General features: G+C 72.8%; 23 protein-coding genes and 1 tRNA gene. 4 read left to right on the top strand and 20 right to left on the bottom strand.

All coding sequences use genetic code 11. From position 1 onward, the window contains the following. Position 1: 1 nt before the first annotated feature. From JHAT_RS12740 to JHAT_RS12725, 4 genes are all read right to left on the bottom strand, one after another. The gene (locus tag JHAT_RS12740; RefSeq protein WP_077798236.1) at positions 2–832 is read right to left on the bottom strand and encodes a Moenomycin biosynthesis protein MoeN5; all 831 of its coding nucleotides are present in this window, start codon (positions 830–832) and stop codon (positions 2–4) included. Next, entirely contained in the window at positions 829–1674 is an 846-nt protein-coding gene (locus tag JHAT_RS12735; protein ID WP_077798235.1) for a geranylgeranylglyceryl/heptaprenylglyceryl phosphate synthase, read from the bottom strand. The genes JHAT_RS12740 and JHAT_RS12735 overlap by 4 nt, the downstream gene beginning before the upstream one ends. A gap of 556 nt (positions 1675–2230) precedes the next feature. Continuing rightward, a complete protein-coding gene (locus JHAT_RS12730; protein ID WP_077798234.1) occupies positions 2231–2911 on the bottom strand; it encodes a hypothetical protein in 681 nt (226 codons plus the stop codon). Beyond that, positions 2908–3579 (bottom strand): ATP-binding cassette domain-containing protein, encoded by a 672-nt coding sequence (locus tag JHAT_RS12725; RefSeq protein WP_077798233.1) that lies wholly within the window; start codon positions 3577–3579, stop codon positions 2908–2910. Before JHAT_RS12725 ends, JHAT_RS12730 begins: the two co-directional genes overlap by 4 nt. 452 nt (positions 3580–4031) lie before the next feature. On the opposite strand from JHAT_RS12725, the gene JHAT_RS12720 reads away from it, so the two are divergent. Genes JHAT_RS12720 through JHAT_RS12710 form a run of 3 tightly spaced genes read left to right on the top strand, consistent with a single transcriptional unit; the run spans position 4032 to position 7679 of the window. Continuing rightward, positions 4032–5240, top strand: coding sequence for a hypothetical protein (locus JHAT_RS12720; RefSeq protein ID WP_077798232.1), 1209 nt, complete (start codon positions 4032–4034; stop codon positions 5238–5240). Positions 5241–5280: 40 nt separating this feature from the next. After that, positions 5281–6096, top strand: coding sequence for a glycosyltransferase family 2 protein (locus JHAT_RS12715; RefSeq protein ID WP_077798231.1), 816 nt, complete (start codon positions 5281–5283; stop codon positions 6094–6096). 8 nt (positions 6097–6104) lie between these two features. Continuing rightward, positions 6105–7679, top strand: a complete 1575-nt coding sequence (locus JHAT_RS12710) for a glycosyltransferase family 2 protein (protein WP_077798230.1) — start codon at positions 6105–6107, stop codon at positions 7677–7679. 72 nt (positions 7680–7751) lie between these two features. Here the strand turns inward: JHAT_RS12710 and JHAT_RS12705 are convergent, their stop codons facing one another. From JHAT_RS12705 to JHAT_RS12635, 15 genes are all read right to left on the bottom strand, one after another. Next, the gene (locus JHAT_RS12705) at positions 7752–8873 is read right to left on the bottom strand and encodes a polysaccharide biosynthesis protein (protein WP_077798229.1); all 1122 of its coding nucleotides are present in this window, start codon (positions 8871–8873) and stop codon (positions 7752–7754) included. 313 nt (positions 8874–9186) lie between these two features. Further along, complete coding sequence (locus JHAT_RS12700) at positions 9187–10017, bottom strand: sugar nucleotide-binding protein (RefSeq protein ID WP_077798228.1); 831 nt, start codon at positions 10015–10017, stop codon at positions 9187–9189. A gap of 294 nt (positions 10018–10311) precedes the next feature. After that, positions 10312–10385 (bottom strand) — tRNA-Pro (locus tag JHAT_RS12695). Between the two features lie 266 nt (positions 10386–10651). After that, entirely contained in the window at positions 10652–11011 is a 360-nt protein-coding gene (locus JHAT_RS12690) for an MmcQ/YjbR family DNA-binding protein (RefSeq protein ID WP_171990866.1), read from the bottom strand. 127 nt (positions 11012–11138) lie between these two features. Next, positions 11139–12521 (bottom strand): radical SAM protein, encoded by a 1383-nt coding sequence (locus tag JHAT_RS12685; RefSeq protein ID WP_077798226.1) that lies wholly within the window; start codon positions 12519–12521, stop codon positions 11139–11141. Positions 12522–12582: 61 nt separating this feature from the next. Further along, positions 12583–13485, bottom strand: a complete 903-nt coding sequence (locus JHAT_RS12680; protein WP_077798225.1) for a LysR family transcriptional regulator — start codon at positions 13483–13485, stop codon at positions 12583–12585. A 41-nt stretch (positions 13486–13526) separates the two neighbouring features. After that, entirely contained in the window at positions 13527–14720 is a 1194-nt protein-coding gene (locus JHAT_RS12675; protein WP_077798224.1) for a glycine C-acetyltransferase, read from the bottom strand. A gap of 37 nt (positions 14721–14757) precedes the next feature. Continuing rightward, positions 14758–15786: an L-threonine 3-dehydrogenase gene (gene tdh, locus JHAT_RS12670; RefSeq protein WP_077798223.1), complete on the bottom strand. Its 1029-nt coding sequence runs from the start codon at positions 15784–15786 to the stop codon at positions 14758–14760. A gap of 185 nt (positions 15787–15971) precedes the next feature. After that, positions 15972–16547: a GAF domain-containing protein gene (locus JHAT_RS12665; protein WP_077798222.1), complete on the bottom strand. Its 576-nt coding sequence runs from the start codon at positions 16545–16547 to the stop codon at positions 15972–15974. Next, a complete protein-coding gene (locus tag JHAT_RS12660) occupies positions 16544–17176 on the bottom strand; it encodes an ATP/GTP-binding protein (RefSeq protein WP_171990865.1) in 633 nt (210 codons plus the stop codon). Before JHAT_RS12660 ends, JHAT_RS12665 begins: the two co-directional genes overlap by 4 nt. Continuing rightward, the gene (locus JHAT_RS12655) at positions 17154–17528 is read right to left on the bottom strand and encodes a DUF742 domain-containing protein (RefSeq protein ID WP_077798221.1); all 375 of its coding nucleotides are present in this window, start codon (positions 17526–17528) and stop codon (positions 17154–17156) included. The genes JHAT_RS12660 and JHAT_RS12655 overlap by 23 nt, the downstream gene beginning before the upstream one ends. A 2-nt stretch (positions 17529–17530) precedes the next feature. Further along, positions 17531–17965 (bottom strand): roadblock/LC7 domain-containing protein, encoded by a 435-nt coding sequence (locus tag JHAT_RS12650; RefSeq protein ID WP_077798220.1) that lies wholly within the window; start codon positions 17963–17965, stop codon positions 17531–17533. Between the two features lie 68 nt (positions 17966–18033). After that, positions 18034–19887 (bottom strand): sensor histidine kinase KdpD, encoded by a 1854-nt coding sequence (locus tag JHAT_RS12645; protein ID WP_077798219.1) that lies wholly within the window; start codon positions 19885–19887, stop codon positions 18034–18036. Positions 19888–20327: 440 nt separating this feature from the next. Then, complete coding sequence (locus tag JHAT_RS12640; RefSeq protein ID WP_077798218.1) at positions 20328–21386, bottom strand: methyltransferase domain-containing protein; 1059 nt, start codon at positions 21384–21386, stop codon at positions 20328–20330. 369 nt (positions 21387–21755) lie between these two features. After that, positions 21756–22895, bottom strand: a complete 1140-nt coding sequence (locus JHAT_RS12635) for a glutathione-independent formaldehyde dehydrogenase (RefSeq protein WP_077798217.1) — start codon at positions 22893–22895, stop codon at positions 21756–21758. A 213-nt stretch (positions 22896–23108) separates the two neighbouring features. Between JHAT_RS12635 and JHAT_RS12630 the strand changes: the two genes are divergently transcribed. After that, entirely contained in the window at positions 23109–23297 is a 189-nt protein-coding gene (locus tag JHAT_RS12630) for a hypothetical protein (protein ID WP_077798216.1), read from the top strand. Between the two features lie 92 nt (positions 23298–23389). On the opposite strand, the gene JHAT_RS34630 is transcribed toward JHAT_RS12630, so the two are convergent. Next, a complete protein-coding gene (locus JHAT_RS34630) occupies positions 23390–23827 on the bottom strand; it encodes a hypothetical protein (protein WP_171990864.1) in 438 nt (145 codons plus the stop codon). Positions 23828–24477: the final 650 nt, after the last annotated feature.

Below are 24477 nucleotides of genomic sequence, written 5' to 3'. Positions count from 1 at the left end.
GTCATCCGCCCAGGTGCCGGGGGACGAGCCGGGTCAGTACGTCGTCCGTGTAGAGGTGGATGACCTGCACCAGGCCGGGGGCGCCGGGCGGCACCTGTACGGCGGCCAGCGCCCGCCCGCGCAGTTCCTCCAGGTGGTCGACGACGTCCTGGCCGGCCACCGCTCCGGTCCGCATCAGATGTGCGAGGTTGCCGTCCCGTTCGCCGTTGCGGTCGTAGTCGGTCAGGTCGTCGGCCGTGGTGATGATCAGCGCGAAGGCCTCCGCGAACTCCCGCACGGCGTCGTCCGGTTGGCCCTCCCCGCCGCAGACGGCCGCGAGTGCCCCGTAGCGGCCCAGGAAGGCGGCGCCGTAGGTGCTCGCGTGGGCGCGCCACTCCTGGAGGTTCGTCGCCCGGCTGCGTTTGGTGCCTATCTGACCGCCGCAGAGGTAGACGGCGTCCCGCTCCAGGACGTCCGTCACCGCCTCCGGCCGCCGGGCGAGGGAGGCCAGTTCGTGGAGGGCCCGCAGGTGGAGGCGGAGGCAGACACAGGCGAGTTCGACCCGGTCGAGGCCGGTGTCGTCGTCCATCAGGTCGTCGAGGAGCTTCATGGAGACGATGTCGAGGGCCAGTGCGCGGGAGACCGCGGCCCGCCGCTGCGGGTCGGTCGTCCACTCGGTGAGGAAGTGGGGGACCCGCAGGTACAGGCGGAGGGCGGCGGTGTGGGCCACCAGGTCCGGCGACCCCCCGGTCTCGGCGACGCACCGGGTGACGTGGTCGCGGTTGGCGGCCTCGGCGGCGAGCATGGACCGCGTGTAGTCCTCGGACAGGGCCGTGACCGGGGCGGCCGTCACCGTCCGCTCCCCGGGCGGGCCGGGGCCGCGGGGTGTGCCCCGCCGATCTCGGCGAGGGTGGTCCGCCAGTCCGGGTGCTCCAGCGCTCCGGCGAATCCCACCCGGTCGGCGCCGTTGTCGAGGTAGTCGGCGACCTGCCGGCCGGTGCGGACGTTGCCGCTCACGAAGAGGACCTGGTCGGGGCCCAGCCCTTTGTGGAAGTGCCGTACCACCTCGAGCGGCACGTGGTCGTTGCGCGAGTACAGGTAGACCATGTGGAAGCCGAAGGTGCGGGTGACGTGGAGGTGCCGGTCGATCTCCTCGGTGCTCGTGGTGCTCACCGGCACGGTGCCGAGCAGGTCCCCGGTGCGCCGGTCGTCGCCGAAGGTGAGGGCGACGGTGAGGATCAGCTCGGGCCACTCCTCGCGGGGTATGCGGCCGGGGCAGGCGGCCAGGGTCTCCAGGAAGCTCTTCCACACGTAGTAGTCGTCGCCGGAGCCCAGGAGCGCGGGCAGCAGCATCGCGTCGGCGCCGCGGACCACCGGGAACCCGGCCCCCGGGCGGGGCGGGAAGTGCAGGACGACCGGCAGCGGCGTGACCGCCTTCACCGCCGCCACGTACGGTTCCATGTGCGACTCGAACGACTCGTAGTCCGTGCTGGCCAGGATGACGGCGGCGAAGCCCAGCCGCGTGAGCTCCGCCGCCTTCTCGACCGCCTCCGTCACCGGGACCTTGAAGGGATCGATGATGTGGACGGGACCCGGCCGGTGGTCGCGCAGCCGGGCGAGTACGCGCCCGGGGCGCCACAGCGGTGGTGCGGCGTGGAGTTCGGTGTGGTGGTCGAGCTTCGGTAAGGCGTTCACCAGCGTCTTCCCCCTTGTCGTCCGGGCGGGTCGCGCGACGAGGAGCCGGCCGTGTCACGCGTTCGGATGAGGTGTCGCGCGTTCGGGCGGAGGTGCGGGGCGCCCTGGTCCTCGAGGTCGTTCCCCGACCGGTCGCGAGTGACCGGCACGGCGTCGCCGACGCCGGAGCGGGCGCCTACGCCGGCGCCGCCTCGCGGTGTTCCGTCGTGTCCGTACGGGGAACCACCGGACCGTTCCGGCATCCGCTGAGGTCCGGGGAAGGGGAAGAGCGCTCCGGAGTCCTTCGGTGAGCCCGCCCGGTGGATTCACCGGTGGACGAACCAAGGGCGTCGTTCACGTGCTCCCCTTCCATTGGAGAGACGGACAGCGGGTCCACCGGGCCGCGTGGAGAACAGGGAGCGGCAGGGCGGTTGCCGATACTACACGCGTTCTTTTCCACGGGGTAGAGAGGCTTTGTGCGACGGTTATCGCGCCGGTCACCGAAGTCGGCCGCACCAAAGCAGGAACGCCCCGGCGCTTTGCCGCGCGGGGCGTTTCCAGTGGTCCGGGGCGTAATTCACGCGAATTGCAGATGGCGTCGGCGCCGCAATCGGCCCGCCATCACGCACCCGCTCGCCACGACCAGCAGCAGCGTCACGGCGACGGCGTGGGCGACCCCCGAGGTGAGCGAACCGGCGTCGGCGCCGTCGACGGCGTAGGTGATGATCTCCCGGGTCGACCAGAAGGGCAGCACCTTGGCCGAATCCTTGGCCGGGTCCATCACCATCTGGGCGCCGATGACGGAGATCAGCAGCAGGGCGCCCTCCATGTCCCTCGGCACCACCGCCCCGAGCAGCAGCCCCAGGGGCACGGCGACCAGCGTGGTCAGGGCCAGTTCCGCCAGGACGGCCTGCGGGTGTCGCACGTCCTGCCCGACCAGGATCACCACGGCGTAGAGGGCGCTGACGCCCAGGCCCGCGGCGAGCAGGGCCAGCAGGCGTCCCACGAAGAGCTGGAGCGGGCGGAACCCGGAGAGGGTCAGAAGCGGTTCGATCTCCCGGCCGCCGACCGTGGAGAAGAGGGCCGCGGCACTGACCGCGAAGCCCACGCCCAGGCTGGCGAAGCGGACGGCCTGTCCGGTCTGGTCGTAGCGCCCGAGGTAGAAGACGAGCGGGACCAGCAGCAGCAGGCCCAGAACGCCTCGCCGGCGCAGCAGTTCACGGAAGGTCATGTCCGCCATCCGCAGGGTGGCTGTCATCGGATGCCCCTGTCCTTGCCGGGGGTGAGGTCCAGCACCTGGTCCACCTGGTCGAGTTGGTTGAGCATGTGGGTGACCACGACGACGGCCCGGCCGGCCTCGCGCCAGGCCCAGACGCTCCGCCAGAAGTCCACGTAGGAACCGTGGTCGAACCCCTGGTAGGGCTCGTCGAGCAGCAGCAGGTCGGGGGCTCCGAGGGCCGACAGCACGACGTTCAGCTTCTGGCGGGTGCCGCCCGACAGGTCCTTGGCGAGGACGCCCCGCGCGGGGGACCAGTCGAGTTCTCCCGCGAGTTTCCGGCCACGGTGGTCGGACTCCTTGCGGCTCAGGCCCCGGCCGGTGCCGAAGAGGGTGAAGTGCTCCCCTGGGGTCAGGAAACCCATGACGCCGGCGTTCTGCGGGCAGTACCCGAGGCTGCCGGAGACGATGACCCGCCCCTTGTCGGGGGAGATCAGGCCGGCGCAGATCTTCAGCAGGGTGGACTTGCCCGCCCCGTTGCTGCCGACGATCGCGGCGACCTCGCCCGCGCGCACCACGAGATTCACACCGGTCAGGACGCGGCGGCGCTTGTAGCGCTTCACGATGCCCTGCGCGTGCAGGAGAATCTTGCGGTCGGCGGGCTCGGACATGCCGTGGAACTCCTCTCGGGCACCGACGGAATAGCCCATGTCTGTCACCTTTCTGTCGACCGCGACAAACGGCACGCAATGTCGGACTCGATGCTCGGGATTCGCGGCCCGGCCGGGATTCGCCGCCCCGGCCGGCGCCGGCGGGCTCAGCCTGCCACACGCGGTGTGCGGGGCGGCCGGGATCGCGATTCCCCCGAAGTCCGGGTCCCTCGCAAGCCGGTTTCGGGGGATCCTACGGGGCGACCGGCCGGAGGCGGGGTCCCGGCCCCCGCATTTCGGCCATCTGGCCCCCGTGCCCGGACCCGCTCTTGCAGGCCCGCCCGGCGGCTGGTTAGCGTACCGACCCAGCCTCATTCATCGCTCACCAGTGCGTTGCCCGCACCACGGTTTGATCCGCCTCTTCCGGAGTTCACCGCCGGGACGGGACCGGTGGGCCGCACCCCGTGTCAGGACCAGAGGGAATTCCGCTCGGAACGACGAAGGGGACGTGGATGCGCGGGGGGACCGTGGACCGTCGTGTGTGGTGGCAACGGGCCGTGGCCCGCGGTTTCGCGCCGCCGCCCACCCGCCCCACCCCGTACGTCCTGGTGGGGCGCGAGGGGCCGGACTCGGACGTTCGCGGCGAGGTGCGCGAGGACGGCGTGACCGGCGTGCGGCCCGGCGGGGCGGCGTTTCCGCTGCCGTCCGGTGGCCTCGGGGTGCTGCTGCCCACCTACGTGGGGCGGTGCGACGCCGAGGCGCACGAGCAGACGTTCCGTCACGTGCTGGACTCCCTGGCGGAGGTCCGGCAGGCCCATCCGTCCCTCCCGCTGACGATGTGGGTGGGCATGCAGTACGGCCCCGGTGAGGACGAGGAGGCGCTGCGCAGGCTGCGCCGGCTGTCCGGGCTGGTCCCCGAGGACCTGGCCCTCACCCTGGTCGGCCTGGCCCTCCCCGGGCCGGGGAAGCTGCGCACGGTGAGCACGGTGCTGCGGCTCTCCGAGGATCTCGGCTACTCGGGCTGGCTCTGGACGGACGACGACATCGAGATCGCCCCCCGCTGCCTCGCCCTGCTGGTCTCCCGGTTCCTGGAGCGCGGGGAACGGGGCGCGGTCGGGGCGCACTCGGTGGCGCTGGCCCGGGAGACGGCCACCTCGCAGGCCATGGAGCGGGTCTCGGGCGTCACCGCTCCGCCGAAGGCCTGCCCGGCGGCGGCCTGTCTGGTGGTCGCGACGGACGTCCTGGGCACCGGCATTCCGGTCAGGCGCCTGACCGACGACGGGTACGTGGTGTTCGAGCTGCTCGACGCCGAGGCGTCCGATCCGCTGCACGACCTGGAGGTGCTGCCGGAGGCCCGGATCAGCTTCTACCGCGTCAGCCGCACCCACGACACGTTCCAGCGGCTGCGCCGCTCCCTCTACAGCCACGTGACCTGCGTCGCCGACTATCCCTGGCCCACCGCGCGGGTCTACCTGACCCGGATCCTCTTCCACGGCCTGTGGCCGCTCGCGGCGTGGGACGGCAGCCGCGGTCCCGTGCGCGGCGTGCAGCGCTGGCTGGTCAAGGGAGTGCACTTCACCTGGTTCTGCGGCGTGGCCGGCTCCCTGGCGGTGCGCGGGGTGACGGGACGGCCCCGGCGTCATGTGGCGTGGGGCGACGAGGGGGACTTCCGCAGCCCCACCGTCGGGGAACCCGCCGCGGGAGCGGCTGCCGGGCACTGACACACGAGACCGCCCCGGGGGCGGCCCGGAAGGAGACCCGATGGCGACAGCCGGTCCGGCGAAGGCGGCGGTGACCGTCGTCCTGCCCCACTACGACTGCGCGGTGTACCTGGGTGCGGCCGTCGCGTCGGTGCTCGCCCAGGACCGTCCGGACCTCCGGCTGACGGTGGTGGACGACTGCTCGCCCGACGAGAAGTGGGTCCCCGTACTCCGTCCGTACGCCGACGACCCGCGGCTGACGGTGCTGCGCACCTCCCGGAACGTCGGGCACCTGCGGATCAAGAACAAGGTCCTGGAGTCGGTGGACACCCCCTACGTGGCCTTCCAGGACACCGACGACATCAGTCTGCCGGGCCGGCTCCGCCATCAGCTGGCCGTCCTGGAGAAGGACCGCGCCGACCTGGTCGGGTGCGCCTACTCCTACATCGACGAGGCCGGCCGCACGACGGGGCGGCGGCGCATGCCCCGCAACGGCAACCTGTGGATGCGGCTGGGGCGGACGACCGTGCTCCTGCATCCGTCCTCGGTGGTCCGGCGCTCGGTGCTGGAGACCCTCGGCGGTTTCGACGGCACCGTGCGGCTGGGCGCCGACACCGACTTCCACCTCCGGGCGGCCCGCCTGTACCGGCTGCGCAGCGTGCGCAAGGTGCTCTACCGGTACCGGATCTGGCCCAAGTCGCTCACCCAGGCGCCCGACACCGGGTTCGGGTCCGCGGAGCGCCGGGCGTACACGGAGGCGATGGCCGCCCAGGAGGAGCGGCGGCGACGGGCCCGCACCCGTGAGGAGTTGCTGCCGCTGCTGGTCGCCCCGCCCAACGACATCGAGTTCACCCTGACCCGGGTCGACCTCGGTTAGGGGCGGACGTGGACGGCGCCCACGCGAAGGACGCGGACACGCCGCTGCCCCGGATCGCGGTGGTGGTGGCCGATCCGGACGGCGGCGGTGAGCGCACGGTGCGCACCCTCCTCGCCCAGACGGTGCGGCCCGTCTCCGTGACGGTGGTGACGGCGGCCCCCGCCCCGCCCGGAGGCGGCCCGGCGCCCTGGGAGGACGGCATCCGCTCCTCCCGTACGGCCGGAGCCCCGACCGTACGGGTCGTGCGGTGTGCCCGCGAGGAACTCGGGCCGGCGTGTGTCGAGGCGGCCAGGAACGCGCGGGCACCGTACGTCGCCGTGCTGCGCGGCGGCGACGAGGCCCTCCCCCACTGCCTGGAGCACCTGTCGCGGGCGGCCCGCGACGGCGGCGGGGACGGCGGCGCTCCGGTCGGCCTGGTGCAGTGCGGCACGCTCGGGCTGCGGGACGACGGTCTCGTGGACGGGTTCACCCTGCCGTCTCCGGCCACCGGATCCCCGCCCTCCCCCGGGGATCTCCTCGACGGCGCCTATCTGGTGCGGCGCGAGCTGCTGGAAGCGGACCGCGTCACGGCGGCCTGGGTCGCCGTGCCCATGCTGCTGGTCCGCCGGCGGACCGGCACCGCCGGGAACCCGGCCGTCGCCCTGGAACCCGGCGTGCGCGTCGTCCGGCGTGCCCGCCTGGTCCGGCACGGGTACCGGCCGCCGGCCGCCGCACCGCGCGACGGAAGCGCGCCCCGGCTCGTGTCGGTGGTCGTCCCGGTGCGCAACGGCGCCCGCACGCTCGCCGCCCAGCTGACCGCGCTGTCCCGGCAGGCCGGCACCGTTCCGTACGAGGTCCTGGTCGTGGACAACGGCTCGACGGACGCCACCCGCGAGGTGGCGGAACGGGCCCGTGCCGGACTGCGGGACCTGCGGGTCGTCGACGCGTCCGACCGCCCCGGGGAGAGCCTCGCCCGCAACCGGGGCGTCGCCGCGGCGCGCGGCGACTTCGTCGCGTTCTGCGACGCGGACGACGTCGCCGACTCCGGCTGGCTGGCCGCGATGACGGAGGCGGCGAAGGAGGCCGACCTGGTGGGGGGTGGCCTGGACACGTCCGTCCTCAGCCCGGGCCGCGCCGACGAGCAGCCCCTGCCGATGGACGCGCAGACGGACTTCCTGCCGTTCGCCCGGGGGGCGAACTGCGGCGCCTGGAAGGACGTCCTGACGGCGGTGGGCGGCTGGGACGAGCGCTACCGGGGCGGCGGGGAGGACATGGACCTCTCCTGGCGCGCCCAGCTCTGCGGCTACCTCGTGCGTTACGCGGGCGACGCCACCATGCACTACCGGCTGCGGGACGAGCCGGCCGCGCTGGCACGACAGAAGTGGAACTACGGCCTCTCCGGTGCCCGGCTGTACGCCGCGTACCGCCGCGCCGGGTTCCAGCGGCGTGAGGGCCGGGTGGTCGTCATGAACTGGTGCTGGCTGGTGCTGCACGTTCCGGACCTGGTGCGGTCGCCCGCGCTGCGCCGGCGCTACGTCCGCTACGGGGCGCGGCTGGCCGGGTTCCTGGCGGGAAGCGCGCGGCAGGGCGTCCGGTACCTGTGAGGCCCTGTTCCCGGTGCGCGTGAGGGCGCGGGCCGGCGCGCCGGGCGGGTCCGGCGCGCCGTCCGCCCGGGATCAGACCGGCCAGTGGCCGGTTTCCGGCGTCATGGAGCCGCCCTCCATGGCCCGGCAGGTGGCCCGCAGGGCGGCGACGACGGCGTGGTCCTCCCCCCAGGCGTCGAGGTCGGGGCCGTCCCCGGCCTTCAGGGCCGGCACCGGCACCTCCATGATCTTCGGGTGCACGTACCGGACCGGGGTCTCGGAGGGGGCCACCAGGGACTCGGTGAGTTTCTCCCCCGGTCTCAGCCCGATGTAGCGGACCGGAAGCTCCGCGCCCGTCCGCGCGATGACCCTGCGGGCGATGTCGAGGATGCGGACCTGCTCCCCCATGTCCAGCACCAGGGCGTGGCCGACGCTGCCCAGCGCGGCCGACTGGATGACCAGTTCCACGGCCTCCTGCACGGTCATCAGGTAACGCGTCACCCCGGGGTGGGTGACCGTCACCGGGTCTCCGGCCGCGACCTGGCGGGTGAAGACGTCGAGGAAGGACCCCTGACAGCCGAGCACGTTGCCGAACCGCACGCTCACGTACGGCCTGCCCGCCTGGATGGCGGCCGCCGCGGTGAGTCCCTCGGCTATGCGCTTGGAGTACCCCAGCACCCCGACCGGGTCGACCGCCTTGTCGGTCGAGATGTTCACCAGGAACGCCACGTCCGCGGCCAGCGCCGCGTCCAGGACCGCCCGGGTGCCGAAGACGTTCGTCTTGACGGCCTCGCCGGGGAACTCCTCCAGGATGGGGACCCACTTGAGGGCCGCCGCGTGGAAGACGATGTCCGGCCGGCACCGGCGGAAGAGCCGCATCAGTCCCCTGGAGTCCCTGATGTCGGCGAGGAGGATGCCGGGGCGCACCGACGAGGCACCGCCCGCGACGCTGCCGGCCGCCAGGTGGAGGGCCGTCTCGTTGCGGTCGAGCATCATGAGGCTCTCGGGTCCCCACCGGCTGAGCTGTCGGCACAGCTCCGATCCGATGTAGCCGCCGGCCCCGGTGACCAGGACCCGTCGGCCGCGCAGGAACCCGGCGCTGCTCCCGAGATCGGTCCTTATCCGCTGCCGGCCGAGGATCTCCTCGAGGTCCAGGGCGGGGTGGTCGCCGGTTGGCAGGTGCGCACCGTACCCTGCGGAATCATCGTCAGACATGCAGTCACACTTCCTTTTTGACAAGAGCCATGACTGATGTGTCGACCGACACGACGAACTGGACCGACGTATCGTCTTGGTGCTTTCTTCGCCGACACCCTTGCGTTGCCTCCCCGGGAAACCGCGCCCGGGGACCACGTTCCGGCAGCCGTTCGCCGCCTGCCGCACCGGCTCCGTCGACGTCGGGCGGGTCCGCGCGGACGTCCGGAGGAGGCCGGGATCATCACGTCGTCGAGGGTCGGATCGGCGCGGGGCAGTCTCCTCGACCGCCGCCGGACGCGCCCGGCGGCACCGGGCGGTAAGCCGGGCCGGCTCACGGAGCGTCGACGCCGAGGAACTCGCGCGCGCCCCGCAGGCGGGTCCGGACCCGGCTCCGGGTGGCGTCGGTGACGAGGCGGATGTCCAGGCCCCCCGGCGGGTCCACGTCGCTGCGCAGCCCGGCCGGCAGCCGGGCGGGGTCCAGTCCGTCCCGTCGGGCTATGAGGACGCCCAGGTCGTGACGGTTCAGCGCGTCCGGTCCCGCCGCGTGGAACACGCCGGATCCGCCCGACTCCGTGATCTCCAGGAGTGCGGAGGCCAGGTCGTCCACGTGGACCGGGCAGCGGACGTCGTCCGTGAACAGGACGCCGGTGCGGGTACCGGCCGCGAGGGCGTGCACGGCCTTCTCGTGCGCGGACCGGCCGTGCCCCACGATGAGCGAGGTGCGCACCACGGCGGCCTCGGGCACCACCACCCTGACGGCCGTCTCCGCCGCGGCCTTGGCGGCTCCGTAACGGGAGACGGGATCGGGGAGCGCGTCCTCGCGGTAGTGGACGGCGGCTCCGGAGAACACCGCGTCGGAGGAGACGTGGACCAGCCGGCACCCGGCCCGCGCCACCTCCAGGGCCAGCCGGGCCGCGCCGTCGGCCGTGACCGCCCAGTCGGCGTGCCCGCCGGCCGTGTTGATCACCGCGGTCGGGCGGGCCCGGGCCAGCAGCTCTTCCATCCGGTCCGGGTCACGCAGGTCGGCCCGGTACCAGGTGACCGACGGCAGGTCCCCCGGGCGGGTCCGGTAGGTGGCGGCCACGTCCCATCCGGCGGCCGCGGCCCGGCGGAGCACTTCGTACCCGAGGAACCCGCTCCCGCCGACGACAAGCACTCTCACGCATCGCCCCCCTGACGCCCGGCTCTCTCCGATCGCTCCCAGGAGTACGGGGACGGCCCGCGCGACCGTGTCGAGCCGTGATTCCTGGGGACCGATGCTACTGAATACCGCGGGCCACGGGGAGGGCGCCTGCGGGACGTCTTCCGTGCGGGGCGGGGGCGCCCCGCGCCTGCTCCCGCTTGTCATCACCCGTTGACGCCAGTCAAGCGGAACGGGTCCCCGTCGGTCCCCGAAAACGGTCGAGGCCGGTTTCGGATGCCTCCGAAACCGGCCCTGATCTGCGACTCTCTCGAGTCGGGACGACAGGATTTGAACCTGCGACCCCTTGACCCCCAGTCAAGTGCGCTACCAAGCTGCGCCACGTCCCGTTGCCCGTGTGACCTGGGGTTTCCCCCGGCCGAACGTGCAGGAAAACCATACCGCACTCGGGCCGGTGGTCGCGCACCGTTTGTGAGGGCGGGCGGCTGCTCCGCAGGTCAGCCCCGCTCCGCGCGGGTCCGTCCGCGCACCGCCGGCCGGCCCGCACCGGCTCCCGTGCTCCCCGCGCCTCTGGCAGCCGGAGCCCCCCTCCGGCCCCGGCTGCCACGCGTGTCTCCGGATCGTGCCACGGGGCACCGACAACGCCCGAGGGCTTTCAGCCCCCGGTCGGCAGCCCCAGCCGGGGGTGGGCCTCCAGCAGCCGGGTGGGGGCGGCCTGGCGCCAGGAGTCGGCGAGGATGTCGCGCAGCTCGTCCTCGCCGTCGAGGGCGGCGAGGCGCACCCGCACCCACGCGAACTGGGCCTCGTGGCCGGCGGTCCAGAACTTCTCCGGCTCGGCCAGCACCAGTTCGTCGCGCTCCTCCTTGGGACAGCGCACCGCGATGGAGGTCTCGTCCTCGGGCAGTGTGGCGAACATCTTGCCCGCGACCCGGAAGGTGGGCATGCTCCAGGCGATCTTCTCCGTGGTGTCCGGCAGGGACAGGGCGATACGGCGTACGTCTTCTGCGTCCGGCATGTCAGGCACCGTAGCCGCCGGCACTGACAATCACGCGGTGGTCGCGGGGGTGCCGAGCAGCTCGGAGCAGGGGGTCACCGCCTCGGACCGTTCGCATCCGGGACGCCGTCCCGGACACGGGGCTCGCTCAGCGCGTTCCGGACCGCCCGCCGAACGCGCTCAGCGTGCGCTCCAGCATCGGAAGCGCCCGCACCACCCGCTTCGAGCGGATCAGCAGGTCCCAGGCGGGTTCGAACTTCTTCCAGCCCCCGGCGTACGCGAGGTGCCGCAGCCGCTCGTGCCCGCCGGGCTGGGCCGCCGAGCCGCGCCAGATGCTGGACCAACGGTAGAAGTCGCGGTAGGCCCGCCAGTAGCCGTCCTCCAGTTGCCGGGCCGTCATGCCCCGGGGCCGGTGGACGACGTGACGGGTGTCGTACAGGTCCCAGTCGCGGTGCAGGATGCGGCCCTCGGACTCCAGTTGGCGCCACAGCCCGGTCGACGGGTAGGGCGTCATGATGTGGAAGGTCGCCGTCTCGACGCCCTGCTCGACCGCCCACTGGACCGTCCGGTCGAAGACGTCCGGGCCGTCCTGGTCGAGCCCGAAGACGAAGCTGGCGTTGACCATCACCCCGGCGTCGTGCAGGCGCCGCACCGCCGCCGCGTAGTCGGTGCCGATGTTCTGGTTCTTGCGCCGTTCGGCGAGGTTGGCGTCGTTGACCGTCTCGAAGCCGACGAAGAGGCTGCGCAGTCCCGCCTCGGCCGCCCGCTCCAGCAGACCCGGCTTGAGGACGGAGTTGACCGTGCCGGCCGCCTGCCACAGCCGGCCCATGCCCTTCATGCCGTCGAAGAGGGCCTCGGCGAAGCGGGGGTTGCCGAAGAGGTGGTCGTCGAGGAAGTACAGGTGGCGGCCGGGCAGGCGGTCGATCTCGGCGAGGGCGTCGTCGACGGCTTGGGTGTAGAAGGACTTGCCGCCCTCGAAGAAGGCGTCCTTGTAGCAGAAGTCGCAGTGGTGGGGACAGCCGCGTGAGACGACGAGGGAGTTGGGGACGAGGTAGAGGTGGCGTTTGATCAGGTCGCGCCGTACCGGGGGCAGTCCGGCGAGGGTGCGCAGGGTGGAGTCGTAGCGGCGGGCCGGGGCGCCGTCGCGGAAGTCCTTCAGGAACAGCGGCCAGGTGTCCTCGCCGGGGCCGGTGAAGACCGTGTCGGCGTGGGCCGCGGCCTCGTCGGGCAGCGAGGTGACGTGCAGGCCGCCCATCGCGACGTGGGCGCCGCGGGCCCGGAAGTGGTCGGCGATCTCGTAGCCGCGCCGCGCCGAGGTGATGTACGGCTGGACCACCAGCAGGTCGGGGGTGGGCATGGCGGCCAGGTCCAGGCGTTCCACGTGCTCGTCGTGGAGGGTGACCTCGTCGTCGGGGTCGAGGTAGCCGGCGAGGGTGGCGAGGCCCAGCGGCGGGAACAGCGAGTACTTGATGGGCCGGAACAGCGGGCTCGTCGCCTCGGTCAGGGCCGGGAGGATCATGGTCACGCGCATGACAGCCCAGACTGCGGGCAGCGGGTGGCCGGTTCCCGTCGGTCCGGGGCCCGCCGCGGTCCTACCGTTCGGCGACCGCCTCCAGCGCGTCCAGCACCGGGCGGATCAGCGGGTGCCCCTCGGCTCCCCGGCGTACGGCCGCGAAGACGCGGCGGGTGGGGGCGACGCCGTCGACGGGGCGGACGACCACGCCGGCCAGGTCCATGCCGAGCAGCGCCGAGCGCGGGACGAGCGCCACGCCCGCGTCGGCCGCGGCGAGGGACACCACCGCGCGGAAGTCGTCCGAGGAGTGCTCGAGGCGGGGCTGGAAACCGGCGGCCTCGCAGGCCAGGACGACCACGTCGTGGCAGGGGTTGCCGGGGTAGGGGCCGATCCACGGGTCCTTGGCCAGCTCCGCGAGCGGCACCTCCGCGGTGTCGGCGAGCCGGTGCGTGACCGGGACGACCGCGTCGAACGGCTCCGCGTACAGCGGGACGTGGGTCAGGCGCGGGTCGTCGGCGGGCGGCGCCCCCCGGTACTCGACGGCGACCGCCACGTCGACCTGCCGGTCCAGGACCATCGGCAGGCTGGCGTCGCCCTCCGCGTCCTGGACGCGGATGCGGATGCCGGGCGCCGACTCCGCGAGGCGGGCCAGCGCCGGCCCGACGACCAGGGTGATGCCGGTCGCGAAGGAGGCGACCGTGACCGTGCCGGCCTCGCCCGAGCCGTACGCGGCGAGCTCGGCCTCGGCCCGCTCCAGCTGGGCGAGGACCGCGTTGGTGTGGCTGAGCAGGATCTCGCCGGCCGGGGTCAGCCGGACGCCCCTGGCGCCGCGCTCCACCAGGCGGTGTCCGGTCTCCTGCTCCAGGGCGGTCAGCTGCTGGGAGACCGCCGACGGGGTGAGGTAGAGCGCGGCGGCCGCCGCCGTCACGGTGCGGTGGTCCGCCACCGCTCGGAGGATGTGCAGCCGCCGCGCTTCGATCACGGAACCGATTCTCTCACCCGTGACCGCAGGTCAGACCCCCGTCAGGCGTCCAGCTCCGCGCGCGCCGCCACGAAGGCGTCCACCGCGCGGTCCACGTCCGCGGTGGAGTGGGCGGCGGACAGCTGCACGCGGATGCGGGCCTGGCCCTGGGGGACGACCGGGTAGGAGAAGCCGATCACGTACACCCCGCGCTCCAGCAGCAGCTCGGCCATCCGGCCCGCCCTGGCCGCGTCGCCGATCATCACCGGGGCGATGGCGTGGTCGCCGGGGAGGATGTCGAAGCCCTCCTCGGTCATCCGGCGGCGGAACAGGGCGGTGTTCTCGGCGAGGCGGACGCGCAGGTCGTCGGCCGACTCCAGCAGGTCGAGCACCTTGAGGGAGGCGGCGGCGATCACCGGGGCGAGGGTGTTGGAGAAGAGGTAGGGCCGCGAGCGCTGGCGCAGCAGGGCGACGATCTCGGCGCGGGCGGCGACGTAGCCGCCGGAGGCGCCGCCGAGGGCCTTGCCGAGGGTGCCGGTGATGATGTCGACGCGGTCCATGACGCCGTGCAGCTCGGGGGTGCCGCGGCCGCCGGGGCCGACGAAGCCGACGGCGTGCGAGTCGTCGACCATCACCATGGCGTCGTAGCGGTCGGCGAGGTCGCAGATCTCGGCGAGCGGGGCGACGTAGCCGTCCATGGAGAAGACGCCGTCGGTGACGATCAGCTTGCGGCGGGCGTCGCCCGCGGCCTTGAGCTGGGCCTCCAGGTCGGCCATGTCACGGTTGGCGTAGCGCAGGCGCCGGGCCTTGGACAGGCGGATGCCGTCGATGATCGAGGCGTGGTTGAGGGCGTCGGAGATCACCGCGTCCTCGGGGCCGAGGAGGGTCTCGAAGACGCCGCCGTTGGCGTCGAAGCAGGAGGAGTAGAGGATCGTGTCCTCCTGGCCGAGGAACGCGGAGAGCCGGGCCTCCAGTTCCTTGTGGACCTCCTGGGTGCCGCAGATGAAGCGCACGGACGCCATGCCGTAGCCCCAGCGGTCCAGCGCCTCGTGGGCGGCGGCGACGACCTCGGGGTGGTCGGCGAGGCCGAGGTAGTTGTTGGCGCAGAAGTTGAGGACCTCGCCGGGACGGCCGCCGGCGGTGACGTTCACGGTCGCGGACTGGGGGGTGCCGATGACGCGCTCGGGCTTGTGCAGGCCGGCGGCACGGATCTCGTCGAGGGTGGCGCGCAGGTCGTCGCGCACGGAGTCGAACATCTCGGAAGCTCCTGAGCTCCTAGGAAGGGCGGATGACTTACGCGGTCCAGTCGAGGATGACCTTGCCGCCCTTGCCGCTCGCGGCGTCGGCGAAGGCCGCCTCGAAGTCGCGGTGGGAGTAGCGGCCGGTGATCACGGGGGCGAGGTCGAGGCCGCCTTCGAGCAGCACCGACATGGCGTACCAGGTCTCGAACATCTCGCGGCCGTAGATGCCCTTGATCGTGATCATCGAGGTGACGATCCGGGCCCAGTCGACGGGGAACTCCTCGGCGGGCAGGCCGAGCATCGCGATGCGGCCGCCGTGCGTCATGTTGGCGATCATGTCGCGCATCGCCTCGGGGCGGCCGGACATCTCCAGGCCGATGTCGAAGCCCTCGCGCAGACCCAGTTCGCGCTGTCCGTCGGCGATGGTGGCCTCCGCGACGTTCAGGGCGAGGCTGACGCCGACCTTGCGGGCCAGGTCCAGGCGCTCGTCGCTCACGTCGGTGATCACGACGTTGCGGGCGCCCGCGTGCCGGGCCACGGCGGCGGCCATCAGGCCGATCGGTCCGGCGCCGGTGATGAGGACGTCCTCGCCGACCAGCGGGAAGGACAGGGCGGTGTGCACGGCGTTGCCGAACGGGTCGAAGATCGCGGCGACGTCGAGGTCGACGGGGACGCGGTGCACCCAGACGTTGGCGGCGGGCAGGGCGACGTACTCGGCGAACGCCCCGTCCCGGCCGACGCCGAGCCCGACCGTGGCGCGGCACAGGTGGCGCCGTCCGGCCAGGCAGTTGCGGCACTTGCCGCACACCAGGTGCCCCTCGCCGCTGACCCGGTCGCCGGCCTTGACGTCGGTGACGTCCCGCCCGGTCTCGACGACCTCGCCGACGAACTCGTGGCCGACGACGAGCGGGGTGCGGATGGCCTGCTGCGCCCAGCCGTCCCAGGCCCGGATGTGCAGGTCGGTGCCGCAGATGCCGGTGCGCAGCACCTTGATGAGCACGTCACCGGGTCCGATGACGGGCTCGGGGACGTCCGCGAGCCAGAGCCCGGGCTCCGCCTTCTCCTTGACCAGCGCCTTCAACGCAGTGGCTCCTGACGGGTGTGGTCCCGGCGGCGGGCGTGCCGAAACGGCCCGCGTCCGGGGAGGGAAGTGGATCGCACAGCAATCTGCCGCACGGCGCCGCCCCGGGTCCATCGAGCGTTTCTTAAGCCCGGCCGCAGCTTTCCTTCACGCCCCGCGCACCGGTCGCACCGTCCCCGGGCGGCTCACAGCGGCAGTCCGTCCTCGGCGCTGCGCTCGATGCGCCGTACGAGGTCCGCGGCCGACGACTTGACGGTCTCCAGACCCGTCCTCCCCCAGGTCCGGGGACGCACGTCGGCGGCGGACACCGTGCCCAGCACCATCCCCGTGCTGTCGATGAGCGGCGCGCCGAGGTAGGCGAGGATGCCGTACCCGTCGACGACGGCGTTGCCCGCGAAGCGCGGGTAGTCGCGCACGTCCTCCAGGACCAGTGCCTTGCGCCGGACCACCACGTGGGGGCAGAAGCCGTGGTCGCGGGGCTGGATACGGCCGAACTCGGGGGCGGTGCCGTCCGCGTGCCGCACCGGCGGGATCTCGGGCGCCCGCAGGCCCGCGAAGAACTGCCCGCCCTCGACCAGGAAGTTGACCATCGCGTACGGCGCCTCGACGAGCCCCGCGAGGTGGGCCGCGAAGGCGTCGAGGGCCGGATCCGGGCGTTCCGCCAGGCCGAGCCGGCGCAGCCGCCGCACCCGGGCGGGGGCCTCCCGGTCCTCGGGGGTGAGCAGCAGACGTCCGACCGGGCGCGGCGGGTCGTAGCTCATGGGCGGGCTCCGGCGCCGAACCCCGTCGTGGGGGCCGGCGTGTGGGCGATGAGGTGGCGTACGAGGGTGAGCAGTGTCTGCACACCGGAGCTGGAGATCCGGGCGTCGCAGCGCACGATGGGGATCTCGGGGTGGAGGTCCATGGCCGCGCGCACCTCCTCGGGGTCGTAGCGGTGGGCGCCGTCGAACTCGTTGATCGCGACGACGAAGCCGAGGCCGCGTTCCTCGAAGAAGTCGACGGCGGCGAAGGACTCCTCCAGGCGCCGGGTGTCGACGATGATCACCGCCCCGAGCGCGCCCTCGCACAGCTCGTCCCACATGAACCAGAACCGTTCCTGGCCGGGGGTACCGAACAGGTACAGCACGTGCTGCGGGTCGAGGGTGATGCGGCCGAAGTCCATGGCCACGGTCGTCTCGAGCTTGTTCTCGATGCCGTCGAGGTTGTCGGTCGCGGCGCTGGCGGTGGTGAGCAGTTCCTCCGTGCTCAGCGGCGCGATCTCGCTGACCGCGCCGACGAAGGTCGTCTTGCCGACCCCGAACCCGCCCGCCACGAGGATCTTCAGCGCGGTGGGGAACAGGTCGGTGCCGTCGTGGCCGTGGCCGTGGTCAGAGCTGTCGTCGTAGTCCATCGAGCACTGCCTCCAGAAGGGCCCGGTCCGTGGGGTCGTGGTGGAACGCGGCGGGGGGTTTGGTGGTCAGCGCGCCGCAGTCGACGAGGTCCGACAGCAGCACCTTGGTGACCACGACCGGCAGCCTCAGACGGGCGGCGAGCTCGGCGACCGGGACGGGCCCCCGGCACAGGTCGAGTGCCTGCGCGTGCTCGGGCCCGAGGTAGCCGAAGGGGGTCGCCCCGGTGGCCATCACCTGGGACATCAGGTCGAGCGCGACGGTGGGCCGGGTACGGCCGTTGCTGACGGTGAAGGGGCGCACCAGCCGTCCGGCCGCGTCGTCGAGCCAGGGCCCGTCGCCGGCTGCGGCCACCCTCAAGGCCTCATCGCCGGGGGTTCGACGGCGTGCTGCCGGGGGGCGGTGACCAGGTAGGGGCGGACGCTCTTGACCAGCATCGCCATCTCGTAGCCGAGCACGGCCGCGTCGGCCTCGCGGCCGGCCAGCACGGCGAGGCAGGTGCCGGAGCCGGCGGTGGTGACGAAGAGCAGGGTCGAGTCGAGTTCGACGACGACCTGCCGTACGTCTCCGCCGTCGCCGAACCGGATGCCGGCGCTGCGGCCGAGGGAGTAGAGGCCGGAGGCCAGGGCCGCCATGTGGTCGGCGCTGTCCGCGTCGAGGCCGTGGACGGACTTCACCAGTCCGTCGCAGGACAGGAGGACGGCACTGGTCGTGTGCGGTACGCGCTGCACGAGGCCGCTCATCAGCCAGTCGAGGTCGGACGCGTGGCCGGTCGGCGCATCGCTCGCCATGGTGGATCGACTCCTTGGGGTACGAAGGTCTGCGGGAGCGCTGGTCGTGGGGATGGGCAGGGGTGCTGTCATCCGGCCGGGCCGCTCCCGTCGTGCGGGACGGCGCGGTCGGCCCGGGGCGCGGGCGGGCGGTGCGCTTCGGGGTACGCGGTGCGGGCCGGCTCCGTGTGCGGCGGGGCGGTGCGGGCCGGCTCCACGGAGGCCTGTTCCAGGTGTTGTTGGGCCTCGGCGAGACCGACTCCGCGCTGGAAGGCCGCCATCAGGCCCGGGTCGTGGCCGACGAGGTGCCCGGAGTCGGTGTCCGGACGCGGTGCGGGACCGCCGCGCAGCTGGGGCGCGAGGTGCTCGTGGGCGCGGCGGCGGGGCAGCCGGGGCTTGTCCATGGTGCCGCGCACGGCGCTGTGACGCGGGACGGGCGGGGTGGCCGTGTGCTCGGCGAGGGCGTCCTGGTCCCCGGGCCGGACCCCCGGCACCGCGGCGGCCGGGGTGTCCCGGTCCTCCCGGGCATGGCGCGCGGGCAGCGGCACGGGCGCCCCGGGGCCGGTCACCGCGGGGGCGGGCGGGAGCGGCGCGGATGGGGAAGCCGTGGGCGGGAGCGGCGTGGGCGGGGGCGGCAGGGGGACGGCCGGCGGCCGGGGCTGCTGCGGGGGCGGGACGGGCGACGGCGTGGCCCCCGTGGTCTCCTCCGGCCGGTCCCCGGTGTCCGGGGTGCCGGGCGCCGTGCCCAGCAAGGCCTGGGGGACGACCAGGACGGCCTGGACCCCGCCGTAGATGTTGGTCTGCAGCCGTACGGTGATCCCGTGCCGTTTGGCGAGCTGCGAGACCACGTACAGCCCGATGCGGCCGTCCGCCAGCAGGCGGGCGACGTTGACCTGGTCGGGGTCGGCGAGCAGGGCGTTCATGCGGCTCTGCTCGGTGACGGGCATGCCGAGTCCGCGGTCCTCGACCTCCACGGCGAGGCCGGAGGTGACGAGGTTGGCCCGCATCAGCACCTGGGTCTGCGGAGCGGAGAACAGGGTGGCGTTCTCCACGAGTTCGGCCAGCAGGTGGATGACGTCGGCGACAGCGTGGCCGCGCAGGGTGCCGTCGACCGGCGGGACCAGCCGGACGCGGGAGTACTGCTCGACCTCGGCGATGGCGGAGCGGAGCACCTCGGTCATGTCCACCGGGTTGCTCCACTGCCGGCGGGAGACGGCGCCGCCGAGCACGGCGAGGTTCTCGGCGTGGCGGCGGATGCGGGTGGCGAGGTGGTCGACGTGGAAGAGGCCCTTGAGGAGGTCGGGGTCCTCGATCTCGTTCTCCAGCTCGTCCAGGATGGAGATCTCCCGGTGCACCAGGGACTGCAGGCGCCGGGCCAGGTTGACGAAGACCTCCAGCTTCTGTTCGTTGCCGGCCCGGCTGGAGAGCTGGGCGGCCTTGACGACGGCGGTGACGGCGCCGTCGTGGGCGCGGGAGAGGTCGGCGGCGAGCAGTTCGAAGTCGTCGGCGTCGTCCGGCGGTCCGCCGCGCGGCTTGCGCCGGGTCGGGGTCTCGCCGCGGCGCAGGGCCTCGACCACGGCGCGCAGTTCGCCTTCCCCGCGCGCGGTGCTGCGGCGCAGCGCGTCGACGCGGTCGCGCACGGACCGCGCGGCGCGGTCGGCGGCGACGGCGGCGATGACGACGGCCGCCATCGCCACCGACACCGCCCCGGCGAGCACGGACCACAGGACGGGACCGGGCCGTGCACCGGTGGAGCGGACGGTGAACAGCACGGCCGCGCAGGCGCTGAGGGCGACCGCCACGGGCGGCAGCACGGCGAGGCGCAGGAGTTGGGGACGTATGGGGGTCTCGTGCGGCGCGGGGGCGGTACGTGAGGCCGGCCGGCCGTGCCGCCCGCCCTCACGGCGGTCTGCTCCCGCGGCGGGGGCGCGGAGGTGAGACATCGGGGTCCTCGTACTGGTCCGTTGGTCCGTCGGGCGTGGGGTGCCCGCGCGCGGCGGTGGGCGCCGCGCGGGCACACGGCGCCACGCGGGCGTGCGCCATCGCGGTGTCGGCCGGGCGGACCGGGGGATCCGGCCCTACGTCACCCGACGGACACTGACGGTAGTCGCCTGCGCATCATGTGCGGTGGGCAGTTGACAAAGTCCCCCGGGCAACGTCCCGCTCTGGTATGAGGCGTCGTACGACAGACCGATAAGCCGGTGAAGGACTCGCTCCGAGAGGGTGGTGGATCAGTCGGATCCGATCAGAAATCGTCACCATCGGTGACCGCGGAGTGCGGCGCGGACCTCACGGCCGAGGGGGCGGGGGAAGCCGCCCTCCTTGATGTCGCGGCACAGCGAGCCCTCCCCCGAGCCCGCGCGGCACGTGCGGGGCCGGCGGCCTACGGCTTGATGTCGTAGAGGACGTTGAACGGGTCCTGCGCCGTGGACCGGGCCACGTGGCCGAAGCCCGCCTCCGTGCACAGGCTGCGTACGACCGTCTCGGGCATGCCGCGCGCTCCGAGACCGGCCCCGCCGCTCGCGAGGGACGTGGTCATGCAGTAGAACAGGCTGAGCCCGTAGAACATCGCCGCGACGGGACCCCGGTCGTCCTCGCAGTTGATCTCGAGCATCAGGTAGTCGCCGTCGTCCTCGACCGCGGCCCTGATGGCGGCGAGGAGCCGCTGCGGGTCCACCGAGTCGTGGATGACGTCGAAGGTGGTGACGAGGCCGTAGCGTCCGGGGAGCCCCTGGGCGGCGTCGAGCGTCTCGAAGGTCACCCGGTCGGCGACACCGGCCTTCTCCGCGTTCGTCCGGGCGCGTTCCACCTGGGCCGGGAAGTTGTCGAACCCCGTGAAGCGGGAGCGGGGAAACCTCTGGGCCAGCACGATCAGGGCACGTCCCGCGCCGCATCCCACGTCCGCGACGTCGATGCCGCGCTCCAGCCTCTCGACGACGTGCGGGAACGTGCCGAGCCAGTCGTCGACCATCACGTTCTCGAACCAGCTGCCGGTGAAACGGCTCATGCCGTCCCACAGGATGCCCGGGTAGTCGCTCTGCCGTACGCCTCCCCCGCTGCGGAACGCCTCGATCAGTCGCTCGTACGGCGCCAGGGCGGCGGGCACCATCTGGTACACGCCGCCCAGGAACATGGGCCCCGCTTCGTCGGCCAGAGCGGGGGCGTGCTCGGCGGGGAGGATGAAGCGCCCGGACTCCGATTCCTCCAGGTAGCCCGCGGCGGTGAGACCGCGCAGCCACTCGCGTACGTAACGCTCGTTCAGGTCCAGGCGGTCGGCGAGCTCCCGGCTGTCGGCGGGACCGTTGGCCGCGAGGTCCTTGAACAGGCCGAGCCGGTCGCCCACGTGGCACAGGCCGAGGGTCATCGTCCCGCTGATGTCCCCGAGCGCCTTCTCCATGAAGGCCTCGACCCTCGCTTCGTCCCATTCGCGCTGCGCTGCCACGGTGTCCCTCCTGGCCGAGCACGGTCGCGGGGGTGCGACCGGCCCGAGCAGCAAAGCACCGGACGGCTCCCCCGAATCGCCGCCACGACGGGCGGGGACGACTCGGGCCGGTCCGCCTCACCCGATCCGCGTACCGGACGTGCGTCGGAACGCCGCCACCCCGGTCCCACCTGCCGATGCGGACCCGCCCGGCCGTTGCCGCACCCCGCGGAGCCCGGCCCGGCCGGACGTCGAGGCGTCCGGCCGGGGCGTCCGGCTCCGGATCCGGCTCCGGGCTGGATCCGCTCGAGGGCGGGACCCCGCCTCGTCGCGAGGAACCCCCGGACCGAGGATCCGGGGGTTCCCCTTGTCGGGCCCGTCCCGGTGCCCTTACTCGTGGGGGTGGAGGACGACCTTGGTGTAGCCCTCGACGCGCTTGTCGAACTTCTCGTACGCCGACGGCGCCTGGGCGAGAGGCAGCTCGTGGGAGACGACGAAGCCGGGCCGCGCGCGGCCCGCGATGATCAGGTCACGCAGGTGCCGGTTGTAGCGCTTGACGTTGCACTGACCGGTGCCCATGCGCAGTCCCTTCTCGAACATGCGGCCGATGGAGACCATCAGCATGCCCTGCTTGGCCTGCTCGTCCGGTCCGCCCGGGTCTCGCGGGACGTACAGTCCCGGCACGCCCAGCGCGCCTGTCGGCCGGACCGTGTCGACCAGCGAGTTCAGGACGATCGCCGGCTCCTCGCGGCCCTCGCCTCCCGCCTGGGCCTGATAGCCGACGGCGTCGATGCCCTTGTCCGTGCCCTGGCCGTCGGTCTGCTCCTGGATCTGCTCCACCGGGCTGCCCTCGGTGAAGTCGATCGGGACGGCGCCGATCTCCTCGGCCTTCCGCAGCCGCTCGGTCACCCGGTCGACCACGAAGACCTTGCTCGCCCCGCGCAGCAGCGCCGAGTAGGCGGCCATCAGTCCGACCGGGCCACCGCCGTAGACGGCGACGGTGTCCCCGGGACGCACGTCGGCCAGCTCGTTGCCGTGGTAGCCGGTGGGGAAGATGTCGGCCAGCAGGACGAAGTCGGTCTCGTTGTCGGTGCCCTCGGGGAGCTTCAGGCAGTTGAAGTCCGCGTAGGGCACCTTCACGTACTCGGCCTGGCCGCCCACGTAGGGCCCCATGGCCACGTAGCCGTACGCACCGCCGGCGAACCCGGGGTTCACGGTCAGGCAGAAGCCCGTGTAGCCGGCCGTACAGTTCTTGCAGAAGCCGCACGCCACGTTGAAGGGCATGACGACCCGGTCGCCGCGGCTGAGCGACGTCACCCCCTCACCGACCTCCTCGATGACGCCGAGGTTCTCGTGGCCGAAGACGATTCCCGGCTCGGCGGCGGTCCGGCCCTCGTACATGTGAAGGTCCGAGCCGCAGATGGCGGTGGACGTGACCCGAACGATCACATCGTTCGGATGCTGGATCCGGGGATCCTCCACCTGCTCGACGGCTACTTCGTACGGTCCCTTGTACATGACGGCTTGCATCGTCGAGCACCTCCACTGGGCGCGTTCACTCGATCACTCTCGGAAATGGTGGTTCGGGGAAATCCCGTCACTCCCTCGAAAAAGTCCTTGATCCATGCAGTTCGCCCACCATTGTGCGAGTTTCCTCACTGTCCAGACTGGTCCACGATGGAATGCTTTGCATCCAGGGAACGCATATTTCCCTTTCGTACAGCGTGGAAAGGATCAGGAACCGTGACCCGACGTCTCGGTGTGCTGCTCGTCCCGGTCTCCGGGCTGTCCGGCACCAGCTATCCGGTGGGGACTCAGGTGGCCATCCGGGGCACCGGAGCATCCGTCGACGGCTTCGTCGGCGGTGACTGGCTGCCGCTCGCGTGGTGGGAGTTCTCGGACACCCCGCCGGTCGACACACCCCTCGTGTGAGTCCCCTCGGGTGTCGGGGGCCGCGGGCCGTGCCCCGGCGCCCCCTCCGGTGGCCCGCACCCGATGCGCCCTCGTGCCGTACCCGCGACCCGTCACACCTGGCGGGGCGGGTGGTGCGCCTCCCCCGGGCCGGCGGTCCGGTCGTTCCGAGCAGCCTCGTGTCGTGGTGAGCACGAGTCGGGAGACGTGCTCGGCGCCGAAGCGGCGCCGCGGACTCCCCTTCGCGTGCCGGCCGTCCAGGACAGGAGGAAGCCCATGCCGAGGTTCCGGAGGACGTTGAGCCACAGGGGCGCCAGTTCCTCGGTGTCGGACATCGCCTCCCAGACGAGCATCGGCACCACCGCGATGGCGATGCCCGAGGTCAGCGCGATCCGCCTGGCCGTCGCCAGCCGCCTGCGCCCCCGGTCCGTGCCGGGCGAGAAGGCGCGGCCGCACAGCCAGCCCACGGCCACCGCCGCGACGAAAACCGGGACGATGACGGACAGGTAGGGCCGCTCACCGTTCTCCGATATCAGCGAGGCGACGATCATGACGGCGGACAGAAGGCCGAAGCATCCCCACGCGCCACAGGCCGCGTTCGCTTCCGTCGACTCGGCCGATGCGGTCGTCGGAACCTTCGGTGAGGGGCGCCGCGTGCTGTCCGACGGCGATCGCGTCGGGACGCGTCGCACCGATCCCGTGGAGCGGTCCGGTCTGCGCGCGGTGAGTGGGGGGTTCCGCCCGGTCCAGTAGGTCCGGGTGTGCCGACGTACGTACGTCGTCCTCCCGTCGGGCAGACGGCGCTTGTGTCCGCGTACCGACACGTGGGTCCTGCGTTTTCTCGCCACTCGGTTCTCTCCGGGCCGGACCGTGGTCACGGCTCCCGGTGGAACCGTCCCTCTCGAGAGGTACTTTATATTGCAACGATTTCGGCCGGTTCCCTCGGCGGCTGTCCCCGCGCCGGGACCGGACGACCCTCGCCTCGGGCCCGGTTCCCCGCACACGACGTACGTCAGGCCCTCGTCGTCGGTCTGGTCGAACACCCCCGGGGCGATCAGCACACAGGTGCCCGCCCCGCAGCACCTCTCGACGGGGAGTTCCGCCACGCCGTGGACGAGGACGTCGTGGCGGAAGCGGAGGTCGGCCGACCCGTCGTCGAGGGAGCCGCAGTCGAGCGACGCGTCGGGGGTGCAGGTGTTCC

Origin of the sequence: Streptomyces sp. JHA26 (assembly GCF_002005565.1) — a bacterium.
In the GTDB taxonomy this organism is placed as follows: Bacteria; Actinomycetota; Actinomycetes; order Streptomycetales; family Streptomycetaceae; genus Streptomyces.
This window is presented reverse-complemented; position numbering and strand designations above follow the sequence as displayed.